Source organism: Paracoccus sp. SSJ (assembly GCF_030234105.1).
Classification (GTDB): domain Bacteria; phylum Pseudomonadota; class Alphaproteobacteria; order Rhodobacterales; family Rhodobacteraceae; genus Paracoccus; species Paracoccus denitrificans.
In genome coordinates this window covers 1-17,837 of the sequence record NZ_JASSPE010000030.1, presented here as the reverse complement: position 1 = coordinate 17,837, position 17,837 = coordinate 1, and the positions used below count along the sequence as shown (strand labels likewise).

Here is a 17,837-nt window from a genome sequence, read left to right as displayed (position 1 = left end):
ATGCGATCATCACCGCTGATCTTTGCCGCCGAGGCGCTGGCGGCGCCGGAAGGAACCGTCTTCGTCGACACCCGCCCCAGGGAGGATTGGGCAAAGGCGACGATTCCCGGCGCCACCTGCCTGAACGTCTACGACTATTTCATCGCCCACAGCGACGAGAGGGGCATTGCCGCGATGGTGGCCGGCGCCCGCGCGGCGTTCCGGCAGCTTGGCCTCGACCGGGCGCCGCTGGTCGTTTTCTTCGAAGAGCAAACGGGGATGCGGTCGCCGCGCGGGCTGTGGTTCCATGAGCTTTGCGGCTTCGACGGCGGCCGCATTCTCGACGGCGGGCTGGCTGCCTGGCGCGCGGCGGGCGGTGGGACCGCCGCCGGAGCCGGTGCGACCGGCAGGATCGGCGACGGCGATCCAGCACAGGCAGGCGCCTTTCGCAGCGAACTGGTCGCAGCCACCGAGGAATTGCTGGAGCCGGGTGCGCCGGAGTTGCATGTCCTGGACGCACGCCGCCCAGCCGAATGGGACGGAAGCTATGTCCACGCCTGCTGCGCCCGCGCGGGCCGCATCCCCGGCGCGGACCTGCTGTTCTATGAAGACCTGTTGCAGGACGGCCGCTATCGCAGCCCCGACGAGATCCGCCGCATCGCCGCGGCGGCGGGCTTTGGGCCGGGCCAGCGCATCGTCACCTATTGCCACCGGGGCGCACGGGCGGCGACCACGCTTTACGGGCTGCGCTCGGCCGGCTTCGACAATGTCGCCATCCATCCCGGCAGTTGGCACGAATGGGCAGGCGAGCCCGACCTGCCCGCCGTCGAAGGAACCGGCGCCTTCGTCCACCGCTGAGGCGTGGAAACACGAGAGGCGCCGGAAATGCGGCGCCCCCTCCCCGTCACGATGGCCGGGTCACAGCTTCGCAAGCTGCTCGGCATGGGGATAAAGCGCCGGCGAGCCGCCCGTGTGCAGGAACAGCACCCGCGCCCCCTTCGGAATCGTGCCGTCCTCGACCAGCCCCAGAAGGCCCGCCATGCCCTTGCCGGTATAGACCGGGTCCAGCAGCAGCCCCTCTTGCATGGCCAGCCGCTTGATCGCGGCATTGCCCGCCTCGGAGGGCACGGCATAGGCCTCGCCGAAATAGCCGGTCTCGACATGGATCTCCTCGGGCCGCCACACCCGGTCCAGCCCAACCAGCCTGGCCCCCTCGGTCGCCATCGGCGCGATGCGGTCGGGAAAGGGGACGGCCGAGCCCGAAACAGCGATGCCGATTGCCTTGGTGCCGGGCCAGTATTGCGTCAGGCCGATCTCGATCCCGGCCAGCGTGCCGCCGGACCCGACGGCAGTGACGATGACATCCGGCGCAGGCAGGGCAAGGGCGGCGAATTGCTCGGCCAACTCGCGCACCGCGCTGGCATAACCCAGCGCGCCAAGCGGCGTCGCCCCGCCGACCGGCATGATATAGGGTTCCTGCCCCCGTTCGCGCGCACGGTCGGCATGGGCCTGCATCCGCGGCCCGATCAGGTCGAAATAGGCGTCGGGGTCCAGAAACTCGATCTCGGCCCCGAACAGCCGATCGAGCAACAGGTTCCCCTGAAAGCCGGACGGTTCATTGCCGCGCAGCACCAGGACCGGGTGCATGCCGAAATGCCGCGCCGCCGCCGCCGTCATGCGGGCGTGGTTCGACTGGTGCCCGCCCGTGGTGATCAGCACCTTCACCCCCCGCGCCACGGCATCGGCCATCAGGTATTCCAGCTTGCGCACCTTGTTCCCGCCGCCGCCGAAGCCGGTGTAATCGTCGCGCTTGACGAACAGCTCGATCCCCAGATCCGCGCCCAGCCGCATCAGCCGCTCCACAGGCGTCGGTGCGAATGCAAGCGGGATCTTCGGGACATCTCCAAGTTTCATCGTGCCATCTTCCTGTGCAGATTGCGTCCTCTTGCGGGGACATGGGCAAGGCAATGCGCCCTGGATGGGAAAAACCTTGCATTGCCTCGGTTATGAATGAAGATATATCATATATTGATATTGGCAAGCCGCTCCGGCCATCGCGTGCATCTCGGCGCGCATCGCCGCGGGGCACAGCCAGAAGACGCGAGGAGTGCCGATGACAGACCCCGTGCTTTCCGTCGCCGACCTGCGTGTGGCGTTTCGCGGCCGTCGCGGCTGGACAGAGGTCGTGCATGGCCTGGATTTCGACATCGCCCCCGGCGAAACGGTGGCGCTGGTCGGCGAAAGCGGCTCGGGCAAAAGCGTGACCTCGCTGGCGGTGATGCGGTTGCTGGACCCGGCCGCCAGCAGGATCACCGGCTCGGTCCGGCTGGAGGGGCGCGACCTGCTGTCCCTTTCCGAAGGCGCGATGCGCCGCATCCGGGGAGACCGGGTCGCGATGATCTTCCAGGAACCGATGACCTCGCTGAATCCGTCGATGAAGATCGGCGAGCAGATCGCCGAGGTTCTGACGACCCATCGCGGCATGGACCGGCAGAAGGCCATGGCGGAAACCGTTCGACTGCTGGAGCGGGTGCGCATCCCGGCGGCCAAGCGGCGAATGCTGGAATATCCGCACCAGTCCTCGGGCGGGATGCGGCAGCGCTTCATGATCGCCATGGCCCTGGCCTGCCGGCCGCGCCTGCTGATCGCGGACGAGCCGACCACCGCGCTGGACGTGACGGTGCAGGCGCAAATCCTGGAGCTGATCCGCGAATTGCAGGCCGAGGAGCAGATGGCGGTGCTGTTCATCACCCATGACATGGGCGTCGTGGCCGAGGTGGCGGATCGCACGCTGGTCATGCTGCGCGGCGATGCGGTCGAACAGGGGCTGACCGCCGCAATCTTTGCCCATCCGCAGCAGCCTTATACCCGCGCGCTTCTGGCAGCCGTGCCCCGGCTCGGCTCGATGGCCGGAACCGGCCGGCCGGCGCGATTCCCGCTGGTCGATGCGGCAACCGGCGCGGCCAGTCCCGGAACCGAATTGCCCGACACCCTGCGCGGCACGGCGCCGCTGCTCGAGGTGCGCGGGCTGACCACCCGCTATGATGCCGGCACGGACCTCCTGGGCCGGACGCAGGCGCGCGTTCATGCGGTCGAGAACGTCTCTTTCGACATCCGCCAGGGAGAGACGCTGGCCCTGGTGGGCGAATCCGGTTGCGGCAAATCCTCGACCGGGCGCTCGATCCTGCGGCTGACGCAGCCCTTCTCGGGCTCGGTAAGACTGGACGGGACCGAGCTGCTGGAGCTTGGCCGCCCGGCCCTGCGCCGAATGCGGCGGCAGATGCAGATGATCTTCCAGGATCCCTTCGCCAGCCTCGATCCCCGTCGCCGGGTCGGCGATGCCATTGCCGAGCCGATGGTGACGCATGGCCTGGCGCGAGGATCGGAACTGAAGGACAGGGTCGCGGACCTGCTGGCGCAGGTCGGGCTTTCCCCCGACATGGCGCGGCGTTTCCCGAACGAGTTCTCGGGCGGGCAACGACAGCGCATCTGCATCGCCCGCGCCCTTGGCATCGCGCCGAAGCTGATCGTCGCGGACGAGGCGGTGTCCGCGCTGGACGTGACCGTCAAGGCGCAGGTGGTGAACCTGATGCTGGATCTTCAGGCCGAGCTTGGCCTGTCCTATCTGTTCATCAGCCATGACATGGCGGTGGTCGAACGGATCAGCCACCGCGTCGGCGTGATGTATCTGGGCGAGATCGTCGAGATCGGCCCTCGCGAGGCGATCTTTGGAGCCCCCGCGCATCCCTATACCCAGCGACTGCTCCAGGCGATCCCGGTACCCGACCCCGCCCTCCGCGGCAACCGACCTGCCGGAGAGTTGCGCGAGTTGAAAAGCCCCTTGCATCCGGTGGGTTATCAGCCCCCGGCCCGCGAATGGCGCGAGGTCTCGCCCGGCCATCTGGTGCAGGTTGCCGGCCCGGAATGGCAGGCCGCCTGAGCGGGATCAACCGGGCAGGCGCGTGCCGATCCCCTGCCCCGACGCGGCGCGCAGCAGCCGCGCCGCCAGCGCGATGTCGAAGATGTTCAGCCCGAAGCTCGAGAAATAAACCGACTCGCCCGGGGCGGGCCGCCAGCCGTCGCAAAGGATGGCCGGCAGGTCGGCCGCGACCTGTGCGGGATCGAAAAGCCCCGCCCGATACATCTGGAACAGGCTCTTGGCACTGGTCCGGGCGAACTCGCCCCACAGGTCGCAAGTCACCCGGTCGAAGGCGGCGATGCCTGCGAAGCTCATCTCGTGAAAGCCTATCTGAAGGACCAGCCGGCCGCCGGTCGCCGCTTCGGGACCAAGGAAGGGCTGAGGCGCGGAACTGCACATCAGCACCGCCTCGGCATTCGCGATGGCCTGCTCGGGACCTGGATGGACGGTGATCCCCGGTCCCAGCCGCTCGACCTCGCGACCCGAGCGGCTCCAGACCGCGATCCGCTCAAGGTCCGGGAACAGGGCGCGCAGCATGGCGAGATGCGCCCGCGCCTGCGCACCCGCGCCCAGCAAGGCGATCCGCCGCAGACCGGGCCGCAATGCGCGCAGCACATGGGCCGAAACGGCGGCCGTCCGCACCCGCGTCAGCAGCGCCGCTTCCACCATGCCCAAGGGCCGGGCGGTGGCCAGATCCTCGATCAACGTGGTCGACGTGATGGCCTCGCCGTCCTCGGGTGGCGCGGGCCGATGCACGGTCCATTTGATCCCGGCGGCGGCAAAGCGGCCCCCAAGCCGGGCCGGAAGCCCGTATGCCTTGGCGCGCGGATCATCGCCAAGCGGCAGCACGGATTCGGCAACCATCTCCGCATCGCCCCGACGCAACAGCCGCACGGCCTCGGCCACATCGTCCAGCGCGGCCTGCCAGTCCAGCGCGCCGGCGCGAAGCAGATCCTCGCGTCCCAGCCAGATCATGCCGCCATCCCTTGGATCCATGCCGAGACCGAGGCGATGAAACGGCCAAACCCCTCGATATGCAGGAACTCGTTGACGCCATGCGCATTGCCGCCCCGCCCCGAGCCACCGATCAGGAAGCTTTCGGTATGGCGGCCGAAGGCATAGGCCGGCGCGGCGCCGATCGCCCAGGGCCAGACCTGCGGCGCCGGACCACCGGCATAGGCATCGTGCAGGGCTCGGACACCGGCAGCGGACTCTAGAACCCGCGCGCCCAGATAGCTGTCATCGACGCACAGCGCAGCCCCGGCAAAGGCAGGCTCGGCGGCTAGCAGGTCGCGGATGCCCGCGACAAGTGCATCCGGTGCAAGGCTGGGCGGGGCGCGCAGATCGAACGCGGCCGTGGCCGCCGCGGGGATGACTGCGTCGCCGGCTACGGGATCGGTCGCCAAGGTGGCGATGTTGAAGGAAGCCGTGGTCAGGACATGGCGCAACAAAGCCTCGGGATCGAGGCAGCCGTATCGGGGCCGGGCGAAACAGGCTGCATGCCGGAAGCGCAGTTCGGCCGCAGGATCGAAATCCCGCGCCAGCGCCGCGACCACGCGCGCCGCATCGGCATCCAGATCTATCTGCGCAAGCTCTCCGGTCTCGGGTCCGCCGATCCTTGCCAGCACATCGACCAGAACCCGTGCGGGATTGGCGATCCATGGCGCATTCGAGGAATGGATGGCCCGCGCAGGGCCGCCCCAGCCCCCCGCAGCCACCTCCAGCCTGCCCTTGGCCATGCCGGAAAACCCCAGGTACAGCCGGGGCGGCCCGCCGCCATATTCGCAGAAGGACGGGAACAACGCCCCCACCGAAGGTCGTAGCGGGCAGTCCGGCGCCGCCAGCCAGCGGCGCAACGCGGGCGAGGCGCGCTCTTCCTGCCCGTCCAGCAGGATTTCGACATTGACGCGCAGCCGGCCGGAGCGCTTCAGGTCGCGCAGTGCGATCAGCATGCCGGCCAGCGGCCCCTTGTTGTTCTCGGCCCCCCGCGCGACGAAGGCACGGCCGATACCGGGCATATCCGCGATGCCGCCCGCCCAGGGGTCGTGCAGCCAGCCCTCGGGCGTGGCGGGCATGACGTCATACATGTTGTAAAGCAGCACCGTGCGGGCCGAGCCGCTGTCGATCCGCGCATGGATCACCGGTGCCGGCTCGGTCTCGGACGGGGAAGAGGTCAGCAGCGCCGCGCCCAGTTCGCCGGACAGCCAGGATCGCAACTCGCGGGCCTGCCGCATCTGGCTGGCGGGATCGCCGGCGTGCGATGGGATCGCGCACCAGCGCGCCGTCAGGGCAAGGGCATCATCCAGCGCGCTCACAGCCGGATCCGGGGGTTGAGCCAGGTATAGGCGATATCGACCAGGAAATTGGCTATGACGAAAACGGCGGCGGTGAACAGCACCACCGCCTGCACGACGGGGAAATCGCGGTTCTGGATCGCCTCGACCGCCAGCCTTCCGATGCCCGGCCAGGCAAAGACGATCTCGGTCACCAGCGCCCCGCCCAGAAGCGCCGCGAAATACATGCCCTGCACGGTGATCACCGGGATCATGGCATTGCGCAACCCGTGCCGCACGACGATCCGCCACTGGCTAAGCCCCTTGGCGCGGGCGGTTCGGATATAGTTCTGGCCCAGCACCTCGATCAGCGAGGCGCGGACCAACCGGGTCATGGCCGACACATAATAGGCTCCCAGCGCGATGGACGGCATGACCAGATGCTGCCAGCCCCCCATCCCCGACGAGGGCAGCCACCGCAGGCGCAGCGAGAAGAGCAGGATCATCAGCAGCGCAAGCCAGAAGACCGGCACCGCCTGCCCCAGCAGGGCGATGACGCGGATGACGAAATCCAGCCCCGAATTCTTGCGCACGGCCGAGACGACCCCCAGCACCATGCCGATGGCCGAGGACCAGATGAGCGCCGAAAGGGCCAAAAGCGCGGTCGCCGGCAGGCGCTCCCACAAGAGATCGGTCGCCGGCCGCTGATAGCGCAGCGACAGGCCCAGATCGCCTTGAAGCAGGTTGCCGAGAAAACGCAGATACTGCAGCCAGATCGGATCGTCGAAGCCCATGGCCCGGCGAAACGCTTCGATCTCGGCTTGGCTGGCGTCGGGCGACATCATCAGCGCGGCGGGATCGCCGGTCAGGAACAGCGCGAAAAAGACCAGCGCCGACACGCCCAGCATCACCGCCAACCCCTGAAGCGCACGCGAAAGCAGAAAGCGCAGACCCTTCATGGCAGTTACGACATCTTCATATCGGCCCGGCGGACCAGCCAGTCGCCAAGCAGGTTGCAGCCGACCACCACCGCCCCGATCATCAGGCCAGGATACAGCACCAGCCAGTCGGCAATCAGGATGAAGGATCGCCCCTCGCCGATCAGGTTGCCAAGCGTCGGCCAGGGCGGCTGCACGCCGAGGCCCAGAAAGCCCACCGAGGCCTCAAGGATGATGAGGCGCGGCAGGTCCAGCGTCAGCAGCACGGTCAGCGGGGCAACGATATTGGGCAGGACATGGCGGAGGATGATCGTGCCGTCGCTCTGGCCGATGGCGCGGGCGGCCTCGACATATTCCAGTTCGCGCACCGCCAGGGTCTGCCCCCGCGCGACGCGCGCGAATACCGCCCAACCCGTCAGCCCCAGGATCGCCACCAGGTTGGCGATGCTTGGCCCAAGGATCGCCACGAACAGCAGGATCAGAAGGATGAAGGGAATCGCCAGCTGGATGTCCACCAGCCGCATGATCAGCACGTCCACCCAGCCGCCGAAATAACCCGCAACCATGCCCAGGATCGTGCCCAGAACGACCGAGATCGCGGCCGAGGCCAGCACGATCCCCAGCGAGATCAGCGTGCCCAAGCCCAGCCGGGCCAACAGATCCCGGCCAAGCTGGTCGGTGCCAAGCGGATGCAGCCCCGCCTCGGTCATCGTCATCGGAGGCTTGAAGGTGGCGGTCAGGGTGCCGCGCAGCGGGTCCAGGGGCCAGAACAGCGGCACGAGGATGCTGACCGTCACGACCGCGACGATCAAAAGCACCGCAAACACGGCATCCTCGTTTCCCCGCAGCCTTGCCCCGGTCCACATCCCGTCAGTCCTTCGTGATGTCGAACAGGACGATGCGGGCATCCGGGCGGCCCTCGAAATGCACGTCCGACGCACGGCCCAGCAGTGCGTCCTCGCGGTAAAGCGAGATCAGCGGCACTTCCCTCGCGGCAAGTTCCTGCACCTCGTGCAGCACTTTTTCGCGCGCGGCAGGATCGACGACCTGCCGGCTTTCGTCCAAGAGCCGGTCCAGCTCAGGCAAGGCCGCGCCGGAATAGGGCTCGCCCGAGCGCATGATGGCATAGATCGCTGCATCGGCATCCAGCGTCTGCGTCGAGCCCCAGCCCAGCATGTAGATCGGGCCGTCGAAGGGCTGCTTCTGCGTATAGACCGACCATTCCAGCACCTGCTGGTTCACCTTGACGCCGACATCGCCAAGCTGCTGGGCAATGGCCTGCGCCACCTCGTTGTTCTTCATATAACGGGTTGAGGATTGCATGGTGATCTCGAAACCGTCGGGAAGGCCCGCTTCGGCCAGCAGCTTGCGCGAAAGCTCGGGGTCGTAGGCCGGGACCGGCAGGTCAAGATAGCCGAAATCGCTTTTGCCGACCTGACCTCCGACCGGAGTTGCCATACCTTGCAGCAGGTTGTCGGTGATCCCCTGGCGGTCGATCGCGTGATTCAGCGCCTGACGCACCTTCACGTCATCCAGTGGCTCCTTGTCCATGCGCAAGCCAAGATAGATCGTCAGGCCGCCATCCTTGACCTGAACAAGCTCCACATCGGGAGAAGCGGTCAGCATCGGCGCCAGATCCACCGGCACGTCCTCGATCAGGTCCACCTCGCCGGTGACGAGCGCGGTGATGCGGGCGGTGCTATCGGGAATCGGGCGCCAGGTCACTTCGTCCAGCGCCGGCTTGCCGCGCCAGTAGTTCTCGTTGGCCGCCAGCACCACCCGCTCATCGGGCACGAATTCCTCGAACCGGTAGGCGCCGGTTCCCACCGGCTGCGAGGCGAACTTGGCATCGCCCATCTCCGCTACGTATTTCGGCGGCACGATGTAGGCGGGATAGCGGCTCATCCGGGTCGGCAGCAGGGGATCGGGCGCCGACGTCGTGATGCGCACGGTCAGCGGGTCCACCACCTCGACCGACGCGACGGTGCGGATATAGGATATCGCCGGCGAGTTCGCCGCAGGGTCCAGCACGCGGTCGAGGGTGAACTTGACCGCCTCGGCATCGAAGGGCTCGCCATTGTGGAAGGTGACGCCTTCCCGCAGCTTGAATTCCCAGGTCAGATCATCGACAGCGCGCCATTCGGTGGCCAGGCCGGGGACAAGGTTCATCTGCTTGTCGCGCATGACCAGCGTGTCGAAGATGTTGTCCACGATGGTCGCGGCCTCGCGCATGAAGCCTGGGTCCATCGCATTGGTCGAGACGGCCCGGCCGATGACCAGTTCCGTGTCCTGTGCAAGAGCGGGGATCGCAGGGATCGCGAGCGCGACCCCGAGTGTCAGAGCGGAAAGAAGACGCATCAGTTTTCTCCTGTTGGTGGGCCACCCCTTGCCTGACCATCATTCCGGCGGAATCGCCTTTGCGCAAGTGAAAATATATCATATATTGTCATTCGGCATGCGACTTCTGCGCTTGTGCTGATAGGATGTGCATTGTGTCACGCGAGGAATGGCATTGGATTTTGAAGCATTTGAACAGGTGCCCCGCCGCAGCCTGGTTTCGCATGTCGAGGCGCAGATCCGCGACGCATTGGTCGAAGGCAGGCTCGCACCCGGCACGCGGCTTGTGACGAAGGAACTGGCCGACAGGCTGGGAACGTCGATCACCCCCGCGCGCGAAGCGCTTGTGCGTTTTGCGGCTTCGGGCATTCTTGCGGCCGAGCCGGCGTCCTCCTTCCGGGTTCCAGAACTGACCGAGGAGCGGCACGAGGAAATCAGGCTGATCCGCAAGCGTGTCGAGGGGCTGGCAGCCGAAATGGCAACGCAGCGAATCGCCGATGAGGGCATCGCCCGGCTCGAAGCACAGATCGCCGCCTATACCGACTTGCGTCACGCACCGGATCTGCATCTGGCCCTGAAAGCCAACAAGGAGTTGCGCTTCACCCTTTACGCGGCTGCCGGGATGCCAGTGCTGCTTCAACTCATCGAGACACTCTGGCTACGAGCCGGGCCTGGTTTTGCCTATCTGCCCCGCAGTATCGGCGCCGCCGGCGAGGATCACCAGAATTACACCCATCTTGTCCAGGCCCTTCGCGCACGCGATTCCCTCGCGGCCAGCGCTGCCATCATGCGGGCGATCGACGATGGGGCCGATCAAGTGCTGTCTGCGTTGCGCCGCCGACAGGAAGCATAAGCATTGGCGAACGCGCTCCGCCTGTGCGGATGAATAGTGTGGCGCGCCATTGCGCGATGCCCCAAGCTTGCAGGGCCAGTTCCATCACGTTGCCGGGGCGAAGGCAATTAAAGCCGGCCCGTCGCAACGAGTGTGCGGTCATTCCGAAAGACGGGATAGGGGGCAAGTCTGCGATGGTGATGGTGTCGCCGCAAGGTGCCGCCAGTGGCCAGACGAAGCAGGCAACCAATAGAAAAACCTCCCTAAGATTTTGTTATATTTGAATTATGAGTGATTTATGACAGCAGTGGTTGCGGGGCACGCTTCCAGAAATACTTGCCTTTGCATCAAGGTGGCTTGCAGGTGGTGAGGGTCCAGACTCATTGAGTTTCACAGCCAGAACAAGACGGTTGCGGCTAGCATGATCGCAGAGCGGCCGAACATGATCTCGATGCGGTTGCGCCTTTTTGTAGCGCCTCTTGTCGTATTTCACCACCTTCTTGCGAGACTTCCGGCCCGGGATGCAGACCTTTATCCCCTTGTCTTTCAACGCCTCTCTGAACCAATCGGCATCATAGCCCCTGTCGGCCAGCAGCCAACCCGCTTTCGGCAGGCTGCCCAACAGCGCCGCCGCGCCGGTGTAATCGCTGACCTGGCCGGCCGACATGAAGAACCCGATCGGGCGCCCCTTGGCATCGGCGACGGCGTGCAGCTTGGTGTTCATGCCGCCTTTGGTGCGCCCGATCTGGCGCCCGCGCCCCCCCTTTTTCACGCACAGGCTCGACGCCGTGCGATGTGCCTTGAGATAGGTCGCGTCGATCATGATCGTCTTGTGTTCGGCACTCTCGGCGGCCAGGCCGACCATGATCCGGGCGAAGACCCCGTGTTCGTAGCTGCACTCGGACCGGTGGCATTTGCCACTCACCTCCAGCGCTTCCAACGGTTGTAGAGGGTCTTGGCCGGGCCGTATTCCTTCGGCGCGTCACACCACCGCAAGCCATTGCGATTGAGGAAGATTATCCCGCTCAGCACACGCTGGTCATCCACGCGCGGCTTGCCGTGGCTCTTGGGAAAGAAGGGCCGTAGCCGCTCCATCTGCGCCTCGCTCAGCCAGAAAAGATTGCTCATCGATCAGCTCTCCTTGCGGAGCCTGAATCACGCCAAAGGCCTGAAATCAATGGGTCTGGAGCCTAGTTGACAAGACATCGGGCCGGGTATTTCAGCCACGCGGATTGCGGCTTGCATTGCGACCCAGCCGGATGTTCATGCGCCCGTGCCTTCCAGCCGCGATTGCGACAGTTTCAGCAGCCCCTTCTGCAGCAGGATGAACACCAGCAGCAGCACGCCGATGACGATCTTCGTCCACCAGCTCGACAGCGTGCCGTCGAAGACGATGTAGGTCTGGATCAGCCCCATGGTCAGCACGCCGACCAGCGTGCCGAACATGTAGCCCGCGCCTCCGGTCAGCAATGTGCCGCCGATCACCACCGCCGCGATGGCGGTCAGTTCGGTCCCCACCGTCGCCAGCGAATAGCCCGAGCCGGTATAGATCGAGAACACGATGCCCGAGAGCCCGGCCATCAGCCCCGAAAAGGCATAGACCAGCATCGTCGTGCGGCCCTGCCGCACGCCCATCAGCCGCGCCGTCGCCTCGCCGCCGCCAAGCGCATAGACGGAGGCGCCGAAGCGGGTCTTGTGGGCGACGACCATGCCCGCCAGCACCGTCAGCAGCATGACCACCCCGATCAGCGTCAGCCGGCCCTTGCCGGGCATCAGCCAATAGGCCGATTGCAGGGTCTTGTAGAAGGGATGCGCGATCGGCACCGAGTCGATCGACAGCATATAGGCGGCGCCGCGCGCCAGGAACATGCCGGGCAGCGTGACGATGAAGGCGGGCATGGCCAGCCGGTCGATCAGGAAGCCCATGGCCGCGCCGAAGGCGGTGGTCAGCGCCAGTAGCAGGGCGAAGACGACCAGCGGGTGCAGCGACGTCTCGCGCAGGATCACGGCGATGAAGACGCCGGAAAAGGCGATGACGCTGCCCACCGACAGGTCGATGCCGCCCGACAGGATCACCAGTGTCATGCCGACCGCGACGATGCCCAGATAGGCGTTGTCGGTCAGCAGGTTGCCCACCACCCGCGTGGACAGGATGTTGGGGAATTGCAGCCAGCACAGCAGATAGGCCAGCAGGAAGATCACGACGGTCGCGTAAAGCGGCAGGGCGCGGGTGTTCATTTCGCGGCTCCTCGGTGCAGCGCGGCCTCGCGGCTGGCGCGGTGGCTGTCGCGCCACAGCCGCCATTCCGCGGCGATGCGTGGCGATTGCAGCACCAGGATGACCAGCACCAGCCCGGCCTTGATGACCAGGTTGTATTCGGACGGGAACCCGGCCAGCAGGATGCCGGTGTCGATGGTCTGGATGATCAGCGCCCCGATCAGCGAGGCGATGATGGAGAACCGCCCGCCCAGCAGGGAATTGCCGCCGATCACCACGGCCAGGATGGCGTCAAGCTCCAGCCACAGCCCGGCATTGTTGGCGTCCGCGCCGCGGATGTCGGCGGTGACGACGATCCCGGCCAGCGCCGCACAGAGCCCCGAGACGACATAGACCGCGATCAGCAGCACGGTGGCGTTCACCCCGGCAAGGGCGCTGGCGCGGCGGTTGATGCCGATGGATTCGACCAGCAGGCCAAGCGCGGTGCGCCGCATCAGCGCCGCCATGCCCAGACCGCAGGCCAGCCACAGCCAGGCCGGCACCGGCAGGCCCAAGAGGCTGCCCGAGCCGAAGAAGGCGAAGCCCGCGTCGTTGAAGGTCAGGATGCGGCCCTCGGTGATCAGCTGGGCGATGCCGCGCCCCATGGTCATCAGGATCAGCGTGGCGACGAAGGGCTGGATGCCGACCACGGCGACCAGCAGCCCGTTCCACAACCCGGCGAGCGCGCCGGCGACCAGCGCCAAGAGCAGCGCGGGCACCAGCCCCCAGCCGCCGGCCACGGCCGAGGCGGCGACCGCGCCGCAGATCGCCATGGTGGTGCCGACCGACAGGTCGATGCCGCGCGTGGCGATGACCAGCGTCATGCCCACCGCCAGCAGCGCCACCGGCGCGCCGCGCTTCAGCACGTCGATCATCGGCCCGACCAGCCGGTCGCCGCTGATGCCGATCTTCAGGAAACCCGGATAGAACACCGTCACCAACGCCACCAGCAGCGCCAGCGCGACCAGTTGCGGGGCGATGCGCTTCAGCAGGGTCATGCCGCCACCTCCCCGCCGGCAATGGCGCGCATGATCTCGGCCCCGGTCAGGCGCGGGCCCGAAAGCTCCGCGACATGGCGGCGGTCGCGCAGCACGATCACCCGGTCGGCGCTGGCGACCAGCTCGTCGATCTCGCTCGAGACCAGCAGGATCGACATGCCGGCCTGGGTCAGTTCGCGGATCAGGCGCAGGATCTCGGCATGGGCGCCGACATCGATGCCGCGCGTCGGCTCGTCCAGGATCAGGAAACGCGGGTTCATCGCCAGCCAGCGGGCAAGGATGGCCTTCTGCTGGTTGCCGCCGGACAGCTCGCCGATAGGCTTTTCCCGGCCCGAGGTGCGGATGTCGAGCCGCTTGATATAGTCGTCGGCGATGCGGTTCTGCTCGGCGCGCGGAATCGGCCGCGCCCAGCCGCGCCGAGCCTGCAGGCCCAGGATGATGTTCTCGCGGATCGACAGTTCGGCGACGATGCCGTCGGTCTTGCGCTCTTCGGGGACGAAGCCGAACCCTTCGGCGATGGCGGCGCGCGGGCTGGACAGGTCCAGCCGGGACTGCGCGTCGCTGGCCTCGCCCGATTGCGCGGGACGCACGCCGAACATCATCTCGGCGCTTTCGGTCCGGCCCGAGCCCAGCAGGCCCGCCAGCCCCACCACCTCGCCCTGCCCCACGGTCAGGTCGAAGGGCTCGACCACGCCGCGCCGGCCGAAGCCGCGGAATTCCAGCAAGGGAGGACGGGCGGCGGCGGTCCGGGCGGCCTGCTCGGCCACCTCATGCTCCAGCGCGCGGCCCAGCATGTGCTCGATCAGCTTCACCCGGTCCAGCTCGGCGGTGCGCTCGGTGACGATCTTGCGACCGTTCCGCAGCACGGTCACGCGGTCGGTCAGGTCGAACACCTGGTCGAGGAAATGCGACACGAAGACGATGCCCAGGCCGCGGGTGCGCAGCCCCCGCACCACGTCGAAGACCATGCGCACCTCGGCCGCGTCCAGGCTCGCCGTCGGCTCGTCCAGGATCAGCACCTTGCCCGACAGCGCCACGGCGCGGGCGATGGCGACGATCTGCTGGATGGCGACGGAATAGCTGCCCAGGTCGCGGTCCACGTCGATGTCGAGCCCGTAGGGCCGCAGCGTCTCGCGCGCTTCGGCCCGCATGGCGCGGCTGTCGATCAGCCCCCAGCGGCGCGGCTCGCGGCCGAACATCAGGTTCTGCGCCACGGTCAGATTGGGCAGCAGGTTCACCTCTTGATAGACGGTGCCGATGCCCTGCTCCTGCGCCTCGACGGTCGATTGCGGGTCGATCTGCGCCCCGTCCAGCGTGATGGTGCCGCCGTCGCGGTGATAGGCGCCGGTCAGGCATTTGATCAGCGTGGACTTGCCGGCGCCATTTTCGCCCAGCAGGGCGTGGACCTCGCCCGCCGCCAGATCGAAATCGACGGCGTCAAGCGCCTTGGTGCCGGGGAATGTCTTGGTCAGAGACCGGATGGTCAGCAGCATCGCGCCCCTCCTCATGTCGGTGGCCTGATCTGCCGGGCCGCGGTCGGGGCGGCCCGGCAGCGCGGTGTCAGTAGCCCAGACCCTTGCGGCGTTCGTATTCGCCGGCAGGATCGTGGGCCTGGGTGAACAGCTTCGACTCGGTCTGCAGGAACTTCGCGGGCTCGGTGCCGTCCTTCCAATAGGCGGCAAGCGCGTCGAAGGCCGGGCCGGCCATGTTCGGCGTGAGCTCGACGGTGGCGTTCGCCTCGCCGTTGGCCATGGCCTGGAACAGGTCCGGCACGCCGTCGATGGACACGACCAGGATGTCGGTGCCCGGCTTCAGCCCGGCCTCCTTGATGGCCTGGATGGCGCCGACCGCCATGTCGTCGTTATGGGCGTAAAGCGCGCAGATGTCCTTGCCGCCCTTCTCGGCCTGCAGGAAGCTTTCCATCACCTCCTTGCCCTGGGCGCGGGTGAAGTCGCCGGTCTGGCTGCGCACGATCTTCAGGTTGTCGTGGCCGGCCAGCGCATCCTCGAAGCCCTTCTTGCGGTCGATGGCGGGGCTGGAACCGGTGGTGCCCTGCAATTCGACCACGCGGCATTCCTTGTCGCCGACGGTATCGACCAGCCATTTGCCCGCGACCTCGCCCTCATGCACCAGGTTCGAGCCGACGGCGGTCAGGTAAAGATCGTCCGAGCTGTCCACCTGCCGGTCCAGCAGCACGACCGGGATCTCGGCCTCCTTGGCCTCTTGCAGCACGGCGTCCCAGCCGGTGGCGACGACCGGCGCCAGCAGGATCGCGTCCACGCCCTGCGCGATGAAGGAGCGGATCGCGGCGATCTGGTTTTCCTGCTTCTGCTGCGCGTCCGAGAATTGCAGCTTCAGGCCGCGTTCCTCGGCCTGGGTCTTGGTCAGCGTGGTCTCGGCCGCGCGCCAGCCGGATTCCGAGCCGATCTGGGAAAAGCCGACGGTTTCGCCCTCGGCCAGCGCGGCCGTGGCCGAGATCGCCAGCGCGGCAGCGGCGGCGGTGCTCATCAGGAATCTGGTCATGGTTTCCTCCCTCAATGACCGTTTTATGCGGGGCTGTCCTCTCAGCCCCGCAAGTCCTCCGGCAGCAGCGCGTCGGGCAGGTTCTGGAAACAGACCGGCCGCAGGAAGCGGCGGATCGCCAGGGTGCCGACGCTGGTGGCGCCGAAATTCGTCGATGCCGGGTAAGGGCCGCCATGCACCATGGCGTCGCAGACCTCGACCCCGGTGGGCCAGCCTTTGGCCAGCACCCGGCCGGCCTTGCGCTCCAGCACCGGCATCAGCCGCCGGGCCAGGCCCATGTCGCCCGCCTCCATCTGCAAGGTGGCGGTCAGCTGGCCGTCCAGCGCGCGGGCAAGGCCCAGCATCTCGTCCTCCGAACTGGTGGTGACGACAAGGCCGAGCGGGCCGAAGACCTCTTCCCCCAGGGCGTGGCTGTGCAGGAAGTCCCGCGCACTGGTCCGGTAGATGCCGGGCCGCGCATTGCGGCCCCGGCTGTCGCAGGCCAGCACCGGCGCGGCATGGGCGGCGACGCGGGCAGCGCCTTCGCGATAGGCGGCGGCGATGCCCTCGGTCAGCATGACCTGCGCCGGGGCATCGGCCAGCGCCGCGCTTGCGGCGGCGATAAAGGCCTCGGCGTCCCCGGCGCGCAGGATGACCAGTCCGGGATTGGTGCAGAACTGCCCCGCGCCCATGGTCAGGCTGGCGGTCCAGTCGCGCGCGATCTGCGCGCCGCGCGCCGCGAAGGCCTCGGGCAGCACGAAGCAGGGGTTGATGCTGCCAAGCTCGCCGAAGAAGGGGATCGGCTCGGGCCGCGCGGCGCAGAGATCATAAAGCGCCCGGCCGCCACGCAGGCTGCCGGTGAAGCCCACGGCGCGGATCAGCGGGTGCTGCACCAGCGCCGCGCCGACCTCGTGCCGGTCGCCGTGGATGAAGCCGAAGCTGCCGGCGGGCATGCCGGTTCTCTCGATCGCGGCAAGGATCGCCTCGGCCACGATCTCGCCGGTGCCGGGATGGGCGGGATGGCCCTTGACCACCACCGGGCAGCCCGCCGCCAGGGCCGAGGCGGTGTCGCCGCCCGCCGTCGAAAAGGCCAGCGGGAAGTTCGAGGCGCCGAACACCGCCACCGGCCCGATCGGGCGCTGGATCAGCCGCAGGTCGGGGCGCGGCAGCGGCTGGCGGTCGGGCAGCGCCGGATCGTGGCGGCGGTCGAGGTAGTCGCCCTTGCGGATATGGTCCGCGAACAGCCGCAGCTGGCCCACGGTGCGGCCGCGCTCGCCCTGCAGCCGGGCCTCGGGCAGGCCGGTTTCCTGCGTGCCGATGGCGGTGATCGCCTCGGCGCGGGCCTCGATCTCGTCGGCGATGGCGTCAAGGAAAGCCGCGCGTTCGGCCCGCGCGGTCCAGCCATAGGTCCAGAACGCCTCCTCGGCCGCGGCGCAGGCGCAGTCCACCAACTCAGCGATGCCGCTGGCGAAACCATGCGCCGGGCCATGCGCGGGGGCGGATCGGAAGGTGGCCTCACCCCCCACCCATTCGCCTGCGATCAGATGCTTGCCTTGCGGTGTCCAGTCCATCGGTCTTCCTTCAGAATTCGAATGCGTCCACGGTATTGCGGCTGCCGAGGGTGAAGGCGTCGGCGGTCAAGACCATGGGGGAGAGGTCCACCTCGGAGGCGCCCCTGCGCACCAGTTCCGCCATGCGCGCGTAAAGCGCCGGGTATTCGCCCATGATGCTCGCCTGCCCCCCGGCATCAGTGTCGTCGATCTCCAGCACATTGCCGCCCAGGCGCAGCGCCAGCTGGCCGGC

The 17,837-nt window shown here is 67.4% G+C and carries 14 protein-coding genes and 2 pseudogenes; 3 read left to right on the top strand and 13 right to left on the bottom strand.

The features are described 5' to 3' along the window. Complete coding sequence (locus tag QPR87_RS21265; RefSeq protein WP_072463433.1) at positions 1–837, top strand: sulfurtransferase; 837 nt, start codon at positions 1–3, stop codon at positions 835–837. A gap of 60 nt (positions 838–897) precedes the next feature. Here QPR87_RS21265 and QPR87_RS21260 read toward each other — a convergent pair whose 3' ends face one another. Further along, a complete protein-coding gene (locus QPR87_RS21260; protein ID WP_072463434.1) occupies positions 898–1,893 on the bottom strand; it encodes a 1-aminocyclopropane-1-carboxylate deaminase/D-cysteine desulfhydrase in 996 nt (331 codons plus the stop codon). 199 nt (positions 1,894–2,092) lie between these two features. On the opposite strand from QPR87_RS21260, the gene QPR87_RS21255 reads away from it, so the two are divergent. Beyond that, positions 2,093–3,919: an ABC transporter ATP-binding protein gene (locus QPR87_RS21255; protein WP_285051263.1), complete on the top strand. Its 1,827-nt coding sequence runs from the start codon at positions 2,093–2,095 to the stop codon at positions 3,917–3,919. 6 nt (positions 3,920–3,925) lie between these two features. Here the strand turns inward: QPR87_RS21255 and QPR87_RS21250 are convergent, their stop codons facing one another. Genes QPR87_RS21250 through QPR87_RS21230 form a run of 5 tightly spaced genes read right to left on the bottom strand, consistent with a single transcriptional unit; the run spans position 3,926 to position 9,467 of the window. Continuing rightward, positions 3,926–4,873 (bottom strand): hypothetical protein, encoded by a 948-nt coding sequence (locus QPR87_RS21250; RefSeq protein WP_285051262.1) that lies wholly within the window; start codon positions 4,871–4,873, stop codon positions 3,926–3,928. Continuing rightward, positions 4,870–6,213, bottom strand: a complete 1,344-nt coding sequence (locus QPR87_RS21245) for a M20 family metallopeptidase (RefSeq protein ID WP_285051261.1) — start codon at positions 6,211–6,213, stop codon at positions 4,870–4,872. Before QPR87_RS21245 ends, QPR87_RS21250 begins: the two co-directional genes overlap by 4 nt. Then, a complete protein-coding gene (locus tag QPR87_RS21240) occupies positions 6,210–7,130 on the bottom strand; it encodes an ABC transporter permease (RefSeq protein WP_285051260.1) in 921 nt (306 codons plus the stop codon). Before QPR87_RS21240 ends, QPR87_RS21245 begins: the two co-directional genes overlap by 4 nt. A 5-nt stretch (positions 7,131–7,135) precedes the next feature. Next, positions 7,136–7,936, bottom strand: coding sequence for an ABC transporter permease (locus QPR87_RS21235; RefSeq protein WP_208855398.1), 801 nt, complete (start codon positions 7,934–7,936; stop codon positions 7,136–7,138). A gap of 43 nt (positions 7,937–7,979) precedes the next feature. Then, positions 7,980–9,467, bottom strand: coding sequence for an ABC transporter substrate-binding protein (locus QPR87_RS21230; RefSeq protein ID WP_285051259.1), 1,488 nt, complete (start codon positions 9,465–9,467; stop codon positions 7,980–7,982). A 154-nt stretch (positions 9,468–9,621) separates the two neighbouring features. Between QPR87_RS21230 and QPR87_RS21225 the strand changes: the two genes are divergently transcribed. Next, positions 9,622–10,299, top strand: a complete 678-nt coding sequence (locus QPR87_RS21225; RefSeq protein ID WP_208861539.1) for a GntR family transcriptional regulator — start codon at positions 9,622–9,624, stop codon at positions 10,297–10,299. Between the two features lie 369 nt (positions 10,300–10,668). On the opposite strand, the pseudogene QPR87_RS21220 reads toward QPR87_RS21225, so the two are convergent. The 7 genes and pseudogenes from QPR87_RS21220 to QPR87_RS21190 form a co-directional block, all read right to left on the bottom strand. Continuing rightward, positions 10,669–11,406 (bottom strand): annotated as a pseudogene (locus QPR87_RS21220) (IS5 family transposase). Between the two features lie 135 nt (positions 11,407–11,541). Continuing rightward, positions 11,542–12,516, bottom strand: coding sequence for a galactofuranose ABC transporter, permease protein YjfF (gene yjfF / locus QPR87_RS21215; protein ID WP_285051258.1), 975 nt, complete (start codon positions 12,514–12,516; stop codon positions 11,542–11,544). Next, a complete protein-coding gene (locus QPR87_RS21210) occupies positions 12,513–13,532 on the bottom strand; it encodes an ABC transporter permease (protein WP_285051257.1) in 1,020 nt (339 codons plus the stop codon). Before QPR87_RS21210 ends, yjfF begins: the two co-directional genes overlap by 4 nt. Further along, positions 13,529–15,025, bottom strand: a complete 1,497-nt coding sequence (locus tag QPR87_RS21205; RefSeq protein WP_285051256.1) for a sugar ABC transporter ATP-binding protein — start codon at positions 15,023–15,025, stop codon at positions 13,529–13,531. Before QPR87_RS21205 ends, QPR87_RS21210 begins: the two co-directional genes overlap by 4 nt. A gap of 67 nt (positions 15,026–15,092) precedes the next feature. Beyond that, complete coding sequence (gene ytfQ, locus QPR87_RS21200; protein WP_285051255.1) at positions 15,093–16,055, bottom strand: galactofuranose ABC transporter, galactofuranose-binding protein YtfQ; 963 nt, start codon at positions 16,053–16,055, stop codon at positions 15,093–15,095. A gap of 41 nt (positions 16,056–16,096) precedes the next feature. Next, on the bottom strand, positions 16,097–17,605 hold the full coding sequence (locus QPR87_RS21195) for an aldehyde dehydrogenase (NADP(+)) (protein ID WP_285051254.1): 1,509 nt from the start codon (positions 17,603–17,605) through the stop codon (positions 16,097–16,099). A gap of 10 nt (positions 17,606–17,615) precedes the next feature. Continuing rightward, positions 17,616–17,837, bottom strand: a pseudogene (locus QPR87_RS21190) (gfo/Idh/MocA family oxidoreductase); the annotation flags it as partial.

Bases quoted from the DNA above. Each gene is read 5' to 3' on its own strand.
- QPR87_RS21265 (WP_072463433.1), top strand. From the start codon at position 1: ATGCGATCATCACCGCTGATCTTTGCCGCCGAGGCGCTGGCGGCGCCG.
- QPR87_RS21260 (WP_072463434.1), bottom strand. From the start codon at position 1,893: ATGAAACTTGGAGATGTCCCGAAGATCCCGCTTGCATTCGCACCGACG.
- QPR87_RS21255 (WP_285051263.1), top strand. From the start codon at position 2,093: ATGACAGACCCCGTGCTTTCCGTCGCCGACCTGCGTGTGGCGTTTCGC.
- QPR87_RS21250 (WP_285051262.1), bottom strand. From the start codon at position 4,873: ATGATCTGGCTGGGACGCGAGGATCTGCTTCGCGCCGGCGCGCTGGAC.
- QPR87_RS21240 (WP_285051260.1), bottom strand. From the start codon at position 7,130: ATGAAGGGTCTGCGCTTTCTGCTTTCGCGTGCGCTTCAGGGGTTGGCG.
- QPR87_RS21230 (WP_285051259.1), bottom strand. From the start codon at position 9,467: ATGCGTCTTCTTTCCGCTCTGACACTCGGGGTCGCGCTCGCGATCCCT.
- yjfF (WP_285051258.1), bottom strand. From the start codon at position 12,516: ATGAACACCCGCGCCCTGCCGCTTTACGCGACCGTCGTGATCTTCCTG.
- QPR87_RS21210 (WP_285051257.1), bottom strand. From the start codon at position 13,532: ATGACCCTGCTGAAGCGCATCGCCCCGCAACTGGTCGCGCTGGCGCTG.
- QPR87_RS21205 (WP_285051256.1), bottom strand. From the start codon at position 15,025: ATGCTGCTGACCATCCGGTCTCTGACCAAGACATTCCCCGGCACCAAG.
- ytfQ (WP_285051255.1), bottom strand. From the start codon at position 16,055: ATGACCAGATTCCTGATGAGCACCGCCGCCGCTGCCGCGCTGGCGATC.
- QPR87_RS21195 (WP_285051254.1), bottom strand. From the start codon at position 17,605: ATGGACTGGACACCGCAAGGCAAGCATCTGATCGCAGGCGAATGGGTG.